This is a genomic window from Sedimentibacter sp. MB35-C1, assembly GCF_030913635.1.
In the GTDB taxonomy this organism is placed as follows: domain Bacteria; phylum Bacillota; class Clostridia; order Tissierellales; family Sedimentibacteraceae; genus Sedimentibacter.
On record NZ_CP133188.1, the window covers coordinates 1,905,157 to 1,922,252 of the forward strand.

The 17,096-nt window shown below is 37.1% G+C and carries 16 protein-coding genes; 14 read left to right on the forward strand and 2 right to left on the reverse strand.

The features are described 5' to 3' along the window. Position 1: 1 nt before the first annotated feature. Positions 2–1,483 carry a cobyric acid synthase gene (locus tag RBQ61_RS09025; protein WP_308137009.1) on the forward strand — a complete coding sequence of 494 codons (1,482 nt, stop codon included), beginning with the start codon at positions 2–4 and terminating at the stop codon, positions 1,481–1,483. A 117-nt stretch (positions 1,484–1,600) separates the two neighbouring features. Here RBQ61_RS09025 and RBQ61_RS09030 read toward each other — a convergent pair whose 3' ends face one another. Beyond that, a complete protein-coding gene (locus RBQ61_RS09030) occupies positions 1,601–3,058 on the reverse strand; it encodes a TrkH family potassium uptake protein (protein WP_308137010.1) in 1,458 nt (485 codons plus the stop codon). A gap of 15 nt (positions 3,059–3,073) precedes the next feature. Continuing rightward, positions 3,074–4,432 (reverse strand): Trk system potassium transporter TrkA, encoded by a 1,359-nt coding sequence (gene trkA, locus RBQ61_RS09035; protein WP_308137011.1) that lies wholly within the window; start codon positions 4,430–4,432, stop codon positions 3,074–3,076. 328 nt (positions 4,433–4,760) lie between these two features. Here trkA and RBQ61_RS09040 point away from each other — a divergent pair, with 328 nt between their 5' ends. The 13 genes from RBQ61_RS09040 to RBQ61_RS09100 all read left to right on the forward strand — a co-directional run bounded on the left by RBQ61_RS09040 (position 4,761) and on the right by RBQ61_RS09100 (position 17,095). Further along, a complete protein-coding gene (locus RBQ61_RS09040) occupies positions 4,761–5,066 on the forward strand; it encodes a (2Fe-2S)-binding protein (protein WP_308137012.1) in 306 nt (101 codons plus the stop codon). Further along, entirely contained in the window at positions 5,063–6,142 is a 1,080-nt protein-coding gene (locus tag RBQ61_RS09045) for an NAD(P)/FAD-dependent oxidoreductase (protein ID WP_308137013.1), read from the forward strand. The genes RBQ61_RS09040 and RBQ61_RS09045 overlap by 4 nt, the downstream gene beginning before the upstream one ends. A 12-nt stretch (positions 6,143–6,154) precedes the next feature. Further along, the gene (locus RBQ61_RS09050) at positions 6,155–6,643 is read left to right on the forward strand and encodes a 4Fe-4S ferredoxin (protein WP_308137014.1); all 489 of its coding nucleotides are present in this window, start codon (positions 6,155–6,157) and stop codon (positions 6,641–6,643) included. Further along, the gene (locus RBQ61_RS09055) at positions 6,644–6,925 is read left to right on the forward strand and encodes a (2Fe-2S)-binding protein (RefSeq protein ID WP_308137015.1); all 282 of its coding nucleotides are present in this window, start codon (positions 6,644–6,646) and stop codon (positions 6,923–6,925) included. Then, positions 6,915–8,063: an FAD-binding oxidoreductase gene (locus tag RBQ61_RS09060; protein WP_308137016.1), complete on the forward strand. Its 1,149-nt coding sequence runs from the start codon at positions 6,915–6,917 to the stop codon at positions 8,061–8,063. Before RBQ61_RS09055 ends, RBQ61_RS09060 begins: the two co-directional genes overlap by 11 nt. A gap of 189 nt (positions 8,064–8,252) precedes the next feature. After that, the gene (locus RBQ61_RS09065) at positions 8,253–9,347 is read left to right on the forward strand and encodes a Xaa-Pro peptidase family protein (RefSeq protein ID WP_308137017.1); all 1,095 of its coding nucleotides are present in this window, start codon (positions 8,253–8,255) and stop codon (positions 9,345–9,347) included. Between the two features lie 152 nt (positions 9,348–9,499). Then, positions 9,500–10,528, forward strand: coding sequence for a dipeptidase (locus RBQ61_RS09070; RefSeq protein WP_308137018.1), 1,029 nt, complete (start codon positions 9,500–9,502; stop codon positions 10,526–10,528). A gap of 22 nt (positions 10,529–10,550) precedes the next feature. Then, positions 10,551–11,060: a signal peptidase I gene (gene lepB, locus RBQ61_RS09075; protein ID WP_308137019.1), complete on the forward strand. Its 510-nt coding sequence runs from the start codon at positions 10,551–10,553 to the stop codon at positions 11,058–11,060. 79 nt (positions 11,061–11,139) lie between these two features. Beyond that, complete coding sequence (locus RBQ61_RS09080) at positions 11,140–12,576, forward strand: aminoacyl-histidine dipeptidase (RefSeq protein WP_308140103.1); 1,437 nt, start codon at positions 11,140–11,142, stop codon at positions 12,574–12,576. A 305-nt stretch (positions 12,577–12,881) separates the two neighbouring features. Continuing rightward, positions 12,882–13,799 carry an ABC transporter permease gene (locus RBQ61_RS09085; protein ID WP_308137020.1) on the forward strand — a complete coding sequence of 306 codons (918 nt, stop codon included), beginning with the start codon at positions 12,882–12,884 and terminating at the stop codon, positions 13,797–13,799. 13 nt (positions 13,800–13,812) lie between these two features. After that, complete coding sequence (locus RBQ61_RS09090) at positions 13,813–15,075, forward strand: ABC transporter permease (RefSeq protein WP_308137021.1); 1,263 nt, start codon at positions 13,813–13,815, stop codon at positions 15,073–15,075. Between the two features lie 15 nt (positions 15,076–15,090). Beyond that, the gene (locus RBQ61_RS09095) at positions 15,091–16,122 is read left to right on the forward strand and encodes an ABC transporter ATP-binding protein (protein WP_308137022.1); all 1,032 of its coding nucleotides are present in this window, start codon (positions 15,091–15,093) and stop codon (positions 16,120–16,122) included. Continuing rightward, entirely contained in the window at positions 16,112–17,095 is a 984-nt protein-coding gene (locus RBQ61_RS09100) for an ABC transporter ATP-binding protein (RefSeq protein ID WP_308137023.1), read from the forward strand. Before RBQ61_RS09095 ends, RBQ61_RS09100 begins: the two co-directional genes overlap by 11 nt. The last annotated feature ends 1 nt before the right edge of the window (position 17,096 follow it).

The window sequence follows — 17,096 nt, forward strand, 5'->3', positions numbered from 1 at the left end:
GATGGCAAAAGTAATAATGGTTCAAGGAACAACTTCAAATGCGGGCAAGAGCCTTATAACAGCCGCTCTGTGCAGAATATTGACGCAGGACGGATACAAAACGGCACCATTTAAGTCGCAGAACATGGCTTTAAACTCGTTCATAACAAAGGACGGATTTGAAATGGGAAGAGCACAGGTTATGCAGGCAGAAGCTGCCAGCATAGAACCGGATGTTAGAATGAATCCTATCCTTTTGAAGCCTACTGGGGAAAAGGGATCGCAGATTGTATTGAACGGAAAGGTATTCAAGGACATGTCGGCTGAAGAATATTATACTTACAAGGATGAAATGGTTCCTCATATTATCAAGTCTTACAGTTCACTAGCGGAAGAATATGATATCATAGTTATTGAGGGAGCTGGAAGCCCTGCGGAAATTAATTTGAAAGAACAGGATATAGTGAATATGGGCATGGCAAAAATTGCTGATGCACCGGTTATTATAGTTGGAGATATTGACAGAGGAGGAGTCTTTGCATCTTTGGCAGGAACAATGCTTTTGCTTGATGAAGAAGAGAAGGATAGAGTTAAAGGCTTCGTAATAAATAAATTCAGAGGTGACATAAAGCTTCTGGAGCCTGGACTGGATATGCTTGAGAATATTGTTGAGGTACCTGTGTTGGGAGTAGTGCCTTACATGAACGTTGATATTGATGATGAGGACAGCCTTTCTGAAAGGCTTGTGGAAAGTTGTGAGCACAGCATGATTGATATTGCAGTTATTAAGCTACCAAGGTTGTCTAATTTTACTGATTTCAATGTGTTTTCATTAATCAGCGGTGTTTCGCTCAGATATGTATCGTCTGTGAGAGAATTGGGTAGTCCCGATATGATAATTATACCTGGCACTAAAAACACCATAGAGGATTTAAAATGGCTCAGGCAGTCGGGATTAGAGGTAAAGATAGTAAGGCATGCCAAGGAAGGAAGAGCCGTGTTTGGTGTATGTGGAGGCTATCAGATGCTTGGTGATATAATAAATGACCCCGAGGGTGTAGAAGGTGGAGGAAGCATCAGGGGGTTAGGTCTGCTTAAGACTGTTACAGACTTTTCAGGCACAAAGACTACAGTGCGTTCGTCGGGAAAAATAGGTGATATAAAAGGCTTTTACAGCCTGCTTTCAGGCATTGATGTGGAAGGATATGAAATTCATATGGGCAATTCAAAGATAATGGAAGGACAGCCCTTATGTTTACTGGATGAAAAAAAAGACGGATGTGTCCGCAGCAACGTTGCCGGAAGCTATATCCACGGAATATTTGACAGCAGTCGAGTTGTTAATGCCATTGTAAGAACACTTGCAGAGCATAAGGGTCTATCATTAGAAGAAATCAGCGAATTTGATTTTAAAAAATATAAAGAAATTCAGTATGATAAATTAGCAGATAATGTTAGGAATGCTGTTGACATGGAACAAATATATAGAATAATAGGAATATAAAATGAAAAGAGCAGGGTGCTTTGATTTTTGATTAATGTAACTCTTGTTTGCAAAAAAAGCCGAAATTTGTATTTAGCGATTATCGGCTTTTATATTTATCCATTATTTTATTTATGCTCAATGTTTTTTCCAGATAGATGGAGAAAATAAAACCAATACCGGGAGAATCTCCAATCTTCCAACTATCATGCACATAGTAAAAACTATTTTGCTGATGTTTGAAAAATCAGCAAAGTTTCCCACTGGCCCTACGGCCCCCAATCCAGGTCCAATGTTGCTTATTGTGGCAATTACTGCTGTAAGTGATGTCTGGAAATCAAAATTATCCAACGATACAATAAGTACCGCAAAAATTATTATGATTATATATGCAAAGAAAAATATCAAAATGCTTTTTATGGTGTCGTCATCGACTGGTTTCCCGTCAATTCGTATTGTCTGAACTGAATTAGGATGAATCGTGTGCTTTATTTCATGAATCAATGTCTTAAAAAGTACCAAAATTCGTATTGACTTCATTCCGCCTCCAGTTGAGCCGGCACAAGCGCCAAAAAGCATCAAGGTTACAAGAATCGCTTTTGAAAACATAGGCCATAAATTGAAATCTGCCGTAACATACCCTGTAGTTGAAACGACTGTGGAAACGGCAAAGGCTGAATGTGTCAAGGCTTTAATTATATCGTAATCAAAATCATGAAGAACATTCAAAAATACAAGAAATATTGATATTAAAACATAGGATGCATATAAGCGAAATTCTTCGTTTTTAAATACTTTAAATATGTTTTTAAAGCTACCGCTAGTCAAAAACAAGTAATAAAGGGCAAAATTAACACCGAACGAAAACATTCCGAATATAATAATCCAATTTATCAATATGCTGTTGTAGGCTCCAATGCTCAGCGCCTTATTTGAAAATCCACCTGTTCCTGCAGTACCAAAGGCGTGAATAAAAGAATCAAAAGCTGGCATTCCTGCCATAATAAGAAGTATAACCATGGCTGCAGTCATGCTGGCGTAAATGATGTAAAGTATTTTCGACGAGTTTGAAAGCTTAGGCACGAGCTTACCAAATGTTGGTCCAGGGCTTTCTGCTCTCATTAAAAAAACTGAACGTGCTCCTAATAATGGAGCCAGAGCCATTGTAAATACAAGCACGCCCATACCACCTATCCAGTGTGTGAAGCTTCTCCAAAAAAGAAGTCCGCGGGGCATACCCTCAATATCTGTTAATATGCTTGAACCGGTTGTTGTAAACCCGGACGCAGTTTCAAATAAAGCATCTATGTATGAAGGTATGGAACCGCTTATATAAAACGGAAGTGCACCGGCTAAGGACATTACAAGCCAACACAATGCAACTGATGCATAGCCTTCTCTTTTTCTCATTTCATTTTCGTTAGTTTTAATATTTTTAAATAATAATCCGAAGATACCACATAATAATATTGCTATAATAAAAGCTTTTACCTCGTAGCTGCCATCAACAGCCGAGATTATCAGGGAGGGCATCATCAGAATGGATTCCCAAAATAACACTGTACCCACTATTTTTAGTACAATTTTAATATTCACTCTGAATACCTCTCATTAATTTTCTAAAATTTCACTTAAATCACTTATAAATCCTGTTTTAGTTACAACGATTACCTTATCACCTTGTTTGATGCAGTCATCACCGTATGGGATGATTATTTTCTTGTTTCGTACAATCGCTGCAATTAATATATCTTTCTTTAAATTAAGATCCTTAAGTTTGATATCGTTTAACTCAGGTGAATTTTTAGCTGTGAATTCAGCAACCTCCGCCTGGTCATCCAATATCTTGTACAACTTTTCAACAGCTATGCCCTGAGAGTTGTCCAAGGCTCTTACATACCTTAAAATGTTGTTCGCTGTTGTCAGCTTAGGGCTTATTATGCTGTCCAAGCCAAGTCTTTTAACTATTGGAATGTAATTGTGACGGTTAATTTTTAATATAACCTTTGGAACTCCGCATTGGTGTGCGTACAAAGATGAAATTAAATTTTCTTCGTCCATATCGGTTAATGAAATCATTGCATCTGCAGTTTGTATGTTTTCATTATCCAAAACCTCTTGATCCGTACCATCGCCGCAGATTATTAAAGCATTGTTAAGCATTTCGCTTAGCAGAACACATCTGCCCTTATTTATTTCAATAATTTTTGTATGCATTCCAAGTTCATTCAAAAGCCATGTCAAATATATTGCTATTCTGCTTCCACCAATTATTGTAACGTTTTTCGCTTTGTGTGAGCTTCTTCCTAAAAAACTGAAAAATTTAGAAATATCTCCTCTTTCTCCGATAACATAGACTGTATCGTTCAAATTGAATGTATAGTTACCATTTGGAATTATAATTTCATTGTTTGTTCTGACTGCGCAGAACAACACCTTTGATGGGAGCTTTTTAGTAAGATCCATAAGTTTTATATTTATTATTGGATCTGTTTCAAGCACACGGAACTCAACCATTTCCAGCATGTTGTTTGCAAAAGTTTCCACATTGGTCGCCGATGGGAATTGAACCATCCTTGCTAATTCATCTGCAGCATCCATTTCCGGATTAATAACCATATCAAGCTCAAGCTCCTGCTTAAGCATTTTGTATTCATTGGAATAATCTGTGTTTCTTATACGTGCAACGGTATGTTTTGCACCTAGTTTTTTCCCTATAACGCAGCATATCATATTTAATTCATCACCGTCGGTTACGGCAATGAGCAAATCAGCTCCATTTATATTTGCTTCCTTTAAAATTTCAGCACTTGCGCCGTTACCCCTGATGCACATTATGTCCAATGTTTCATCAGCGTGGTTCAAAACTACTGGGTTGTTATCAATTAGTATGACATCGTGTTCCTCGGTAGTCAGCTGTTGGGCTAACGTATATCCGACCTTTCCGCCTCCGACAATAATAATTTTCATATTTCCTCCGAACATTACAGGCTAAATATTAAGTTAATTTGTTTAGTAAAATACTATGTATTATATCATAAAATTGAGATTTTGCAAGATAATTCGCATTTTTTAACGTTAAAGTAATAAGTATAACAGATATAAACACCTTGCGTCATAAAACGGACGAAGCGTCAGATATTTGACGTAAACTTTGAAAGAATTACGCACTTACTATGTTAAATTTTGTTGGAACCAGGCTTTAGCAATCAATGATAACGTTTGGCATAGTTATTGCAAAAACATAAGTGAAAAACATAGACGCTTTTATGGCATAATTTTTGAGAGGAGAAAATAAATGAGAATTGAAAAACATCCAATCCTTGAGTTCCGCAGGAATAAGAAAATTTCATTTACATTTAATGGTGAGAAGATTGAGGGTTATGAAGGAGAAACAATAGCTGCAGCTTTGCATGCGGCAGGAGTTAAAGTTTTGGGTAAAAGTCTGTTTATGCACAGGCCGAGGGGATTTTACTGTGCAATAGGAAATTGCTCGTCTTGTTTAATGAAGGTAAACGGGGTGGCAAACGTAAAAACCTGCGTTACGGATCTTGAGGAAGGAATGGTGGTTGAAACACAGGAAGGCAAAGGAGAGATAATATGAGAGAGGCAGATTTGGTTGTAATAGGCGGAGGGCCTGCAGGATTGTGTGCCGCAATAAGCGCTGCTGAAAGCGGAGCAAGAGTATTAGTTATTGAAAGAAACAAAGTACTTGGAGGCCAGCTTGTAAAACAGACACATATGTTCTTCGGTTCTGAGAAACAGTATGCTTCTGACAGAGGTATTGACATTGCCGGAATGTTATTAAATAAATTAGGTTGTTTTAATAACGTCGAAATTCTGACGGAGACCACAGTTGTGGGGATGTATGAAGACGGGGTGATATCGGTTCTTCACAAGGAGGATGTGTATTATAAAATTAAACCTAAAGCAGTTGTAGTTTCAACGGGTGCTTTTGAAAAAGCTTTGGCTTTCCCTAACAATGATTTGCCGGGAATTTACGGAGCAGGTGCAGTGCAGACGCTCATGAATGTTCACGGCGTAAAACCCGGGGATAAAGTGCTGATGGTTGGGGCAGGCAACATAGGTCTGATTGTGAGTTATCAGCTTATTCAGGCCGGGGTTGAGGTAGCAGCAATTCTTGATGCAGCACCGCGAATAGGAGGGTACCTTGTTCATGCTTCTAAAATAAGAAGAATGGGTGTTCCGATACTTACGTCGCATACAGTTAAAGAAGCTATTGGAAAAGACTTTGTGGAAAAAGCTATAGTAAGCCAGGTTGATGAAAAATTTCGGCCGATTGCTGGAACTGAAAAAGAATTTGATGTTGATGTAATTTGCATATCCGTAGGGTTAACACCGCTAAATGAGCTGCTTTCTATGAGAGGATGTCAGATGAAGTATGTTCCTCAGCTGAGCGGGTTTGTGCCTATAAGAGATGAAAACTATGAAACAACTGTTGAATATGTGTTTGCCGCAGGAGATGCAACAGGTGTGGAAGAAGCCAGCGCAGCCATGGTTGAAGGTTATCTGGCAGGTTTGTGCGCAGCTTCAAAAATTGGATGCACACCTGATGATTTTGACGAAAGAAAAAGTGATTATGTTAAACAGTTAAATGATCTGCGCTCAGGTCCCGTGAGCAGACACATATTATCAGGAATTGAACAAATAGTTATATAACAGGAGGTTGTGATGTTCGAAAAAACAGGAATACCAAGTAAAGAAATGGTTACGGGCAAATTCCCTTCAATAGAAAGAATAAATAAAGGACCGGTTGCGGTTGTTGAATGCTACAAAGAGATTCCGTGCAATCCGTGTGAAACAGCATGTAAATTTAATGGAATCAATGTAGGTGATGACATAAATAACATTCCGGTTTTGAATATTGATAATTGCACAGGCTGTGCTGTATGCTTAAGCAAATGTCCTGGGCTTGCTATAATGGTTGTGGACGGTTCTAAATCTGAAGAAAACGTACAAATAAAGATTCCTTATGAGTTTCTTCCGCTTCCTGAAAGGGGCGATATTGTAAGAGGTTTGGACAGAGAAGGGAAATATGTTGCGGATGTAACGGTTGTTAATGTTTTAAACCCAAAATCTTTTGATAGGACTCCGGTAATAACCATAGAAGCTGACAGAAAATATATTTATGAATTAAGAAATATTCAGGTGGAGGCATAGATGGACGAAAATACTATAATTTGCAGATGTTCGGATGTTACATTAAAGCAGGTCAGAGATCTTATAAATGATGGCTATGTGACATATGATGAAATAAAAAGAATTACTCGTATCGGTATGGGCCCGTGTCAGGGAAAAACCTGCGGTCAGCTTGTAATGAGAGAAATAGCCAATGCAACCGGGCAAAACATTAAGGATGTAAAATTCCAGACGACAAGACCTCCGGCAGTGGGAGTTAAGCTGGGACTTATAGCAGAGGAGGGAAGAAGAAATGAAGAATAGTGCAGAGGTGGTAATTATAGGTGGCGGCATATCAGGATGTTCTACTGCCTATAACCTGGCAAAAAAAGGCGTTAAAAATATTGTTGTGCTGGAGAAAAACTATATATGCAGCGGCTCTACTGGTAGGTGCGGTGCAGGCGTTAGAATGCAGTGGGGAACAGAGATGAACTGCAAAATTGCCAAAAAAAGCATTGAATTTTACGAACATGCTAATGAAATTCTTGAATACGACAGAGATGTTGAGTTCAAACAAAGCGGATATTTGCTGATAGCAGATAATGAAAAGGAAATAGAGCAGTTTAAAAAAAATATTGTAGTTCAGCATGAGTGCGGTATACCATCAAGCCTTCTTACGCCGGAGGAAGCAAAAAAAATAGTTCCGTACTTAAATACAGACATGCTTAAAGGCGCTGCTTATTGCAGCAAGGATGGATTCTTGAATCCATTTAAGACCACAGACGCATTTTACAGGGCAGCTAAAAGGTTAGGTGTGAAATTTAACACCTTTACCGAAGTAACAGGCATAATAAAAGAAAAAGGTAGAGTTACAGGTGTAGAAACAAACAAAGGGGTTATACACACAAATATTGTTGTTAATGCAACCAATGCATATTCAAAAAGTATTTGTGATATGATCGGACTAGGTATACCAGTATATTCTGAAAGACATCAGATATTGGTTACTGAACCTGTTGAACCTATGCAGGAACCAATGGTAATGTCATTTGGGCTTAATCTTTATGTGCAGCAGTCGCCTGAAGGGTCATTTATAATGGGTAGAGGTGATAATAGCGAGCCAAGAGATTTAAGAATTACTTCAAGCTGGCATTTTGCAGAGGAGATGGCAAAGACTATTGATGCTGTATTGCCTCCGATTTCCAAATTAAGAGTAGTGAGGCAGTGGGCGGGATTATATAACATGACGCCTGATAAGCAGCCTATTTATGACAAAGCAGAAAATGTGGAAGGTTTTTATCTCGCTGTAGGTTTTAGCGGACATGGCTTCATGTTTGGGCCTATAACAGGGGTAGCCATGTCTGAAATGATATTGGGTGAAAAGCCGACAGTGGACGTGAGCATGCTTAACCTTGATAGGTTTAGGACTGGAAACCTTATACTTGAACCTTCTGTTGTTTAGATTGTATTGCAGTTAAAGGAGCACCTGCAGTCATTTGCGTTGTTTCTAACTAGTTAGAACGACTAATTGATATTAAAATGATTTGATTTTTGTTATGTTTGGCTTTATAATAAAATATAGGCGGACAATTTCATTCAGCATATGTTTTTTAAATAGGTAATCGTTCGCAACTACTATGAGAGGTGAAAAATGAGGAAAAAGTATTTGGATAAGCTTGTGAATATTTTGCAGAAAAATAATATGGATGCCATTCTAATTGCACCTTCGGAAGAAATGGAATTCATAATGGGGCATAACACACATCTTTGCGAAAGATTTCAAGCATTAGTTATTAAAAAAGACGGAACATATTTTTACATATGCAACCTGCTAACGGTTGACGAGGTTCAGGCTGTCTTGGGTCCGAATATAAAAGTTTATGGATGGTTTGACGGAGATATATTTACGGACACAGTCAAAAAAGCATTTGAAGAAAACGACCTTATAGGAAAAGTTATCGGAGTAAACTCTACTGAAAGGGCATTTTTAGTTCTCCAGATAATGGATGCGATGGATGTCAAATTTGTAAACGGAAAGCCGCTGCTGGAAGAAATGAGAATGATTAAGAATGATGAAGAGCTTGAGAACCTCAGAATGGCTGCACGAATTACAGATGAATCATATGAAGAACTTTTAAAATATATTAGACCTGGAATAAAAGAAGCTGATATTGCAAGAAAAATGAACGAAATATTTAAGGAAAAAGGTGCAGATGAAGGATTTACAATGGTTTGTTCAGGGCCTAATTCGTCATATCCTCACTACAATTCTGACCAGAGGGTAATTCAGGAAAAAGACGTTATAATTCTTGACTGGGGATGCAAGTATAAAAATATGTGTGCTGATATGTCAAGAACTGTATTCGTAGGAGATATTACAGAGGAAGAAAGAAAAGTATATGAAATTGTACTGGCGTCTCAGGAAGCAGGTGAAAAGTCTGCTGTTGAAGGAGCATATATACCGGATGTAGACAAGGCGGCAAGAGAAGTTATCGAAAAATCCGGATATAGTAATAATTTCTTCACCAGACTGGGACACGGTATAGGATATTCAGTGCACGAAGCGCCGGATATTAAGGCAAGTAACAAGAGAAAGCTTGAAAAAGGAATGGTTTTCAGCATAGAGCCGGGAATCTATATAGCAGGAAAGTTTGGTATGCGCATAGAAAATATTGTGGCTGTTACCGAGAACGGCAATGAAGTGCTGAACAAAGCGACAAAGGAAATTCAAATAATTAAGAAATAATAAAGAAATAACAATTATAATGAGGATTTGCATATGCTGCAGATTCTCATTATTAATTTTATGCCCTTCATTTGAATTCTAAGTTAACAAACACTTGTAAAATATTGATGTATTAATTATAATTAAATATATTATAATCAAAGGAGAGCAAAATGGATTTTAAGGAAGCTGCTTTACAACTGCATAAAAGCAATGTGGTTGTCGACACTCATCTTGATCTTGCAGGCGAAATATACAACAGGTACCTTGCGGGTGAGAAAGAAGTAATTAAAAATAAATATTTAAGCAATTTCAAAAAAGGGGGATTCAATATTATTGTATCTTCTTTGTTCATAGATGATATATTTTTGCCGGAAATGGGATTGAGAGTTGCGTTAGGTCAAATAAGAGCGCTGATGGAAGATATAGAGACGTTAAAGGGAGAGGTTATTCTTATAAAGACAAAAAAACAGATGGAAGATGTAATAAAAGAAAATAAAATAGGAATAATGCTGTCTTTTGAGGGCTTAGATCCAATAGGGAATGATATTGGGCTTTTAAAAATATTTTATGAACTTGGTGTACGCGCAGCCGGTCTTGTATGGAGCAGAAGGAACTACGCGGCTGATGGTTGCAGTTTTAATCCAGTTGAAGAAGGGCAAAGAGGCGGGCTTACAAAATTTGGAGTAAACGCTGTGAAAGAGATGGATGAAATGAATATGTTGATTGACGTAAGCCACTTAAACGACGAAGGATTTTATGATGTTTTAAAATTTACTGAGAAGCCATTTATAGCTTCCCATTCAAATTCAAGAAACATTCATGGAAGGATGCGAAATTTAACAGACGAACAAATTAAAATTATAGGTGAAAGAGGCGGCGTAATAGGGATAAACGCATACAAAAATATTGCAGGAGTTAAGGATGGAGAAAACCCTGTTAAAAAGTTGGCCGACCATATTGAGCACATGGTTAACCTTGTTGGGGCAAAACATGTTGGATTTGGATTCGATTTGTGCAATGGTTACTATGAAAGCGAATTGAAGTTTAAATTTGAACCGTATAATAATGACAGCCTGAATTCCCATGCGGAGGCTGTATTAATAACTGAAGAGCTTTTAAGAAGAGGTATGTCAGAAGAAGATGTGAAATTAATTATAGGCGGAAATTTCTATAGAATATTTAATGATATGCTTCAATAATTGAAAAGGAATGGATGAGAGAATGAAGTATTTTATTAAAGAATGGGTTGTACCTGTTGTAATAGCTCTGGTAATAGTAATATTTTTGAACAAATTTGTATTCATATTGGTTACCGTGCCAACGGGCTCTATGGTGGGTACAATTATGCCCGGAGACAGACTTTATGTTAATGAATTGTTTGATATAAAAGATGCGGAGCGGGGAGATATATTAGTGTTCAAATCGGATGAGCTTGATGAAAAAAGATTGGTTAAAAGATTGATAGGGCTCCCAGGGGAGACAGTCGAGGTTAAGGAAGACGGCAGTGTGTTTATCAACGGAGAAAAATTAGATGAACCTTATGTTACTAAAGCCGAAGGCGAAGAAAAAGTATTTAAAGTTCCGGAGAATTCTTACCTGTTTTTTGGAGATAACAGACCTATTTCATATGATGCACGTTATTGGGAAAATCCATATATAGACGGGAGCAAAATAATAGGAGATGTTAAATTTAGATTTTTCCCCTTTACCAGAATAGGTAAAGTTGAATAAATCTAAAAATTAACTAATATTTGAATATTGAACGTTTATTAAGTTTGATTCTTATTAATAAATAAAGTGGAGGAGTATGATGAAAAGAGTACTAGATGGATTAAAACCAGAAAAGGTATTTTACTATTTTGAGGAAATATCGAAAATTCCAAGAGGATCCGGAAATGAAAAACAAATTTCGGACTACTTGTATAACTTGGCAAAGTCCAAGAACTGGGATGTTGTTCAGGATGATTATTTAAATATCATAATAAAAAAACCTGCCTCAAAAGGGTATGAAAATGCACCAGTTGTTATGCTTCAGGGGCATATGGATATGGTTTGCGAAAAAAATGAAGGCATTGAACATGACTTTGAAAAAGATCCTATAAAATTAAGAGTTATTGACGGAAATATTTATGGCACGGAAACAACTTTGGGTGCAGATAACGGAATTGCTGTTGCATATGCGCTATCTATACTTGATTCGGATGATATTAAGCATCCAGCATTGGAAGTTTTGATAACCGTTGATGAAGAAAAAGGAATGAGCGGTGCGGAAAATGTAGATGCCAGTTTGTTTAATAGCAAGTATTTGTTAAATCTTGACAGCGAGGAAGAGGGCGTTTTTACCTGCGGATGTGCAGGCGGATGCGGTGTAGATTTTAAAATACCTGTCATTCAACAGAAAACTAAAATGCAAGCATATAAGCTTATCGTTAAAGGGCTTCAGGGAGGTCATTCAGGTTCGGATATTGATAAAGAAAGAGGAAATGCCAATAAAATTCTGGGAAGAATTCTCTATGATTTATATGATATTGTTGATTTAATAAGCATAAACGGAGGTTCAAAGGGAAATGCCATACCTAGAGAGGCACATGCGTTTATCGCTTCAAGCAATATTGAGCAAGTACAAGAAAAAGTAAATTGTTGGAATGAAATCTTAAGAAACGAATATTCATTTACTGATAAGCAAATAGAGATTCTATTGGAAAAATCTGATTCAGAAGAACATCCTTTAGAAAAAGATATATTTAAAAAAGTTGTAAGCGCCATCAATTTAATACCTAGCGGCGTTTTGTCCAAAAGCACTGTAATAGATTTGGTAATAAGCTCAAATAACCTTGGAGTTATAACACAGAATGATAAATCCATAATATTGAACAATCAGGTAAGAAGTTCAGTAAAATCACTAATAACAAATAACGTGGAATATGTAATGAAGCAGATTGGAGAGGCTTTAGATATTGAATGCGTGATCGGAGGGTGTTATCCGGGATGGGAATATGCCAAGGAATCTAAAATAAGGGACATTTGCACAGAAGCCTATCGCGATATTTTTGGTAAAGAACCTGTTGTGGAAGCTATTCATGCAGGTCTGGAGTGTGGTCTGCTGATGGGTAAAATACATAATTTGGATGCAATTTCAATGGGCCCAGATGCATACGACGCACATTCTCCCAATGAACATGTAAGCATTAAGTCTACTGAAAATGTCTATAATTTGCTCTTAAAAATTCTAGAAAAAATTAAATAAACCAATACTTGTTTTACGTAAGCAAGCATTGTCTTTATATTAACTACAAAAATATTGTTTTGAATGTATAGAGAATGCTTGCTTTTCAACTTTCTATGGTTAAATTTGAATATAAATTCATCAAATTCAATTTTTACTATATGCAATTAACTAAAAATACCAGCAAATTGAATTCGTTAACATCATTGAAAAAAACGATTTCGTTACATAAATAAACGCTAGTGGTATAAAAATAAATATATTGAAATGTATTAGTTTCTATGTTATAATAACCTACACATTTAGCTAAGAGAGGAGAAAGAAAAGTGGTAAAATATATAGTAAAAAGAATTATTTCAGCATTTATTACTATATGGTTTATTTTGACTTTGACATTCATTTTAATGAACAGCATTCCAGGTGACCCGTTTTCATCAGGAAAGGCTTTGCAGCCGGAGGTCGAAGCAGCAATCAAAGCAAAATACGGGTTGGACAGACCTATAATTGAGCAATATTTTACTTATTTAAAAAATTATGCACACGGAGATTTCGGTGTCTCATTCAAGAAAATAGGTTTAACAACAAATCAAATAATTGGTGATGGGTTCCCATATTCGCTGAAAATCGGAGCATGGTCATCGTTATTTATAATAGTGGCGGGCATATCTTTCGGGATAATATCGGCACTTAAACAAAATAAGATTCCTGACAGAATAATGATGGTAGTTTCAACATTGGGAGCAACTATACCGAGTTTCGTTTTTGCTACAATGTTCATTTATATATTTAACAGGAAGTTGGGCTGGGTGCCTTCCTTCGGTGCCGGTACATGGAAGCATTATATCGGTCCTGTTCTTTGTATAGGTATGTTTTCGCTTGCGTATGTAACAAGACTTACAAGGACTTCGGTTCTTGATGTTCTGCAGCAGGACTACATAAGAACTGCAAGGGCAAAAGGATTATCCGAAGGCGTTGTAATTGTAAAACATGCTTTAAGAAATGCGCTTATCCCGGTTGTAAGCTATCTTGGGCCAATGATAGCAGGTCTTATTACTGGATCATTTGTAGTTGAAAAAGTATTTGGTATCGCAGGAATAGGTTCGCTGTTTACAACAAGTATTATGAACAGAGACTATACTTTAATTATGGGTATCACAGTGTTTTTTGGTATATTTATAGTAATTGCGACTTTAATAGTGGATATTCTTTATGTTTTCATAGATCCGCGTATTAAGTATGATTAGGAGGAACTTATAGATGGAAAACAATTTTAAAATGTCTCCTGATATGTGGACGCCTTTGGAGAAATCAGAAAAGGATGCGGAAGGTGTATCCAGACAAAGTCTTACATTTTGGCAGGATGCGGCAAGAAGATTAAAACAAAATAAAGTTGCAATGATTTCACTGGTTATTGTTGCTATTATGATTTTGGCATGTGCTTTTGTGCCGATGTTTTATCCAATAACTTACGAAGATCAGGTTTTGGACTTTTCAAATATAGGCATTATGCTTGACATATATGAAGTGGACGGAAATTATTTCTATATGAACGGCGAATATTATCTTTTGGACATCACAAAGGATGGAGAACTTCTTCAGAAACATCCACTTGTTAAGGATGACGTGCAGAATAAAAGGTATATTTATGATTTTAGCGGTAAAGAGGTAATTGTCGATTACAGTCCGTACTTTAATGCCAAAGTTGAATATAACAGCTTGGAAAAGAAAGCAAGAAAAGATCCTACGATAGACTTGACTGAAGCAAAATTCAACCTCGACAATGCGAAAAGAGTTGAGCTTACTGTTGAAGGCACAGAAATAAAGCCTGTTGATACGGTTCACAACAAGACGTATATATTTGGCACAGACAATCTCGGAAGAGATATGTTCATAAGAATACTTCACGGAGGCAGGATATCATTCATAGTAGGTTTTGTCGCTGCATTTGTTAATTTCATCATAGGGGTTCTGTACGGAGGTATATCAGGATATATCGGAGGAAGAACAGACAATCTAATGATGCGTGTCGTTGACGTAATAAACGCCATACCTACACTTTTATATGTTATACTCCTGATGGTTATAATGGGAAGTGGTATGACACCTATAATTGTTACACTGAGTATAACCTACTGGCTAAGTATGGCTAGACTTGTAAGAGGACAGGTTCTTGGACTTAAGGAACAGGAATTTGTATTGGCAGCACAGTCTTTGGGCGCATCAACAAACAGAATAATGTTAAGGCACCTGATTCCTAATATGATGGGGCCGATAATGGTTTCTGTAACCATGCAGATACCGAACGCCATATTTACTGAAGCTTTTTTAAGTTTCGTAGGTTTAGGAGTTTCAGCTCCTCAGGCGTCTTGGGGTTCACTGTGTAATGATGCATTGCTGACATACATGACATATCCGTACCAATTGTTCTTGCCGGCTTTTGCAATATCAATAACAATATTGGCGTTTAATTTATTTAGCGACGGTTTAAGAGATGCTCTTGACCCAAAACAAAGAAAGTAAAGTGAGGTGTAAAAAATGTCAGAAAAATTATTAGAAGTTAAAGACTTAAGGACATCATTTTTCACTCACTTAGGCGAAGTAAAGGCTATAAGAGGCATAAGCTTTGATGTTGAAAAAGGAGAATCCTTAGGTATAGTAGGTGAGTCAGGAAGCGGTAAAAGCGTTACCTCTTTATCTATTATGAGACTATTGTTATATCCAGGTAAAATTGTAGGCGGAGAGATACTGTTCAATGGAGCTGATATAGTAAAAAAATCAAACAGAGAAATGATGGGCATCAGAGGAAATGAGATTGCAATGATATTTCAAGACCCTATGACATCATTGAATCCTGTTTATACAATAGGAAATCAAATTACCGAAGCGATTATGAAGCATCAGAAATTATCGAAAAAAGATGCAAATGAAAAAGCTTTGGAAATGCTGAAGCTTGTTAATATACCGGACCCTGAAAAGAGAATAAAGAACTATCCTCATGAGTTTTCGGGAGGTATGAGACAAAGAGCTATGATAGCAATAGCTCTGTCTTGCGAACCTGAATTGCTAATTGCAGATGAGCCTACTACGGCTCTTGACGTTACGATTCAGGCACAGATACTTGATTTGATGAAAACACTGAATTCTAAGCTTGACACATCAACAATGCTTATAACTCATGATCTTGGAGTTGTTGCTGATGTTTGCTCAAGAGTAGTTGTTATGTACGGCGGTCTCATAATGGAAAAAGGGAGCATAAAAAATATTTATTATGAACCGAGGCATCCGTATACTATGGGATTGCTAAAATCAATACCAAAAGTAGCTTCCGATGAAAAACAAAGGCTAATTCCAATAGCAGGTACTCCTCCTGATTTATTGCATCCTCCTACAGGATGTCCGTTTTATGCAAGATGTGAGTATGCTATGCGCATATGCAACCAGGAGCAGCCTCCGTATTTTAAAACAGCAGATGGGCAGCACGAATCAATGTGCTGGTTACTCCACCCTGAAGCTCCCAGAAATGAAGAGTATGAACGATTGAAGGGAGGAGTAAGAATTGGAAAATAAGGAAATATTGATTGAAGTTAAAAACTTGAAAAAATATTTTATAAAAAATAAAGGATTTATACAAAAAAAACTTGAAATAACGAAAGCGGTTGATGACGTATCTTTTTATATAAAAAATGGAGAAACACTGGGGCTGGTTGGTGAGTCCGGTTGCGGTAAATCAACTACTGGACGTACTATTTTGAGACTTTACGAGCCTACGTCAGGAGAAATACTGTATAACGGAAAGGATATTGCAAAGTTAAACATAGAACAGCTTATGCCGTATAGAAAGAAAATGCAGATGATTTTCCAGGACCCGTATGCATCATTGAATGCCAGGATGACGGTTTCTGATATAATTGGGGAACCCATGGATATACATCATCTGGCTTCCGGAAAAGAGCGTCAGGAAAAAATTTATGAGTTGCTTGATACAGTAGGGTTGAATAAGGATCATGCTGCGCGTTACCCTCATGAATTCTCCGGAGGACAGAGACAACGTATAGGTATTGCCAGATCATTGGCCGTTGATCCAGAATTCATAATATGTGATGAGCCGATTTCGGCTCTTGACGTTTCTATTCAGGCACAGGTTGTAAATATGCTTGAAGATCTGCAGGAAGAAAGAGGATTGACGTACCTGTTTATAGCTCATGATTTGTCTATGGTTAAACATATATCAGACAGGGTAGGGGTTATGTATCTCGGAAGCCTTGTGGAGGTTGCAAAAAGCAGTGAACTGTATGCAAATCCGGTTCATCCGTATACTCAGGCTCTGCTGTCTTCAATTCCTATACCTGATCCAGACATAGCAAAAGCATCAAAAAGAATCGTTTTAGAAGGAGACGTTCCGAGTCCTGTAAATCCGCCTTCAGGCTGTAAATTCAGGACAAGATGCAGGTATGCAACAGATATATGCAAAGAAGTGTCGCCTGAACTTAAAGAAGTCGAAAAAGAACACTTTGTAGCATGTCATTTGGTAAATAAATAAT

Bases quoted from the DNA above. Each gene is read 5' to 3' on its own strand.
- RBQ61_RS09025 (WP_308137009.1), top strand. From the start codon at position 2: ATGGCAAAAGTAATAATGGTTCAAGGAACAACTTCAAATGCGGGCAAG.
- trkA (WP_308137011.1), bottom strand. From the start codon at position 4,432: ATGAAAATTATTATTGTCGGAGGCGGAAAGGTCGGATATACGTTAGCC.
- RBQ61_RS09040 (WP_308137012.1), top strand. From the start codon at position 4,761: ATGAGAATTGAAAAACATCCAATCCTTGAGTTCCGCAGGAATAAGAAA.
- RBQ61_RS09045 (WP_308137013.1), top strand. From the start codon at position 5,063: ATGAGAGAGGCAGATTTGGTTGTAATAGGCGGAGGGCCTGCAGGATTG.
- RBQ61_RS09050 (WP_308137014.1), top strand. From the start codon at position 6,155: ATGTTCGAAAAAACAGGAATACCAAGTAAAGAAATGGTTACGGGCAAA.
- RBQ61_RS09055 (WP_308137015.1), top strand. From the start codon at position 6,644: ATGGACGAAAATACTATAATTTGCAGATGTTCGGATGTTACATTAAAG.
- RBQ61_RS09060 (WP_308137016.1), top strand. From the start codon at position 6,915: ATGAAGAATAGTGCAGAGGTGGTAATTATAGGTGGCGGCATATCAGGA.
- RBQ61_RS09065 (WP_308137017.1), top strand. From the start codon at position 8,253: ATGAGGAAAAAGTATTTGGATAAGCTTGTGAATATTTTGCAGAAAAAT.
- RBQ61_RS09070 (WP_308137018.1), top strand. From the start codon at position 9,500: ATGGATTTTAAGGAAGCTGCTTTACAACTGCATAAAAGCAATGTGGTT.
- lepB (WP_308137019.1), top strand. From the start codon at position 10,551: ATGAAGTATTTTATTAAAGAATGGGTTGTACCTGTTGTAATAGCTCTG.
- RBQ61_RS09080 (WP_308140103.1), top strand. From the start codon at position 11,140: ATGAAAAGAGTACTAGATGGATTAAAACCAGAAAAGGTATTTTACTAT.
- RBQ61_RS09090 (WP_308137021.1), top strand. From the start codon at position 13,813: ATGGAAAACAATTTTAAAATGTCTCCTGATATGTGGACGCCTTTGGAG.
- RBQ61_RS09095 (WP_308137022.1), top strand. From the start codon at position 15,091: ATGTCAGAAAAATTATTAGAAGTTAAAGACTTAAGGACATCATTTTTC.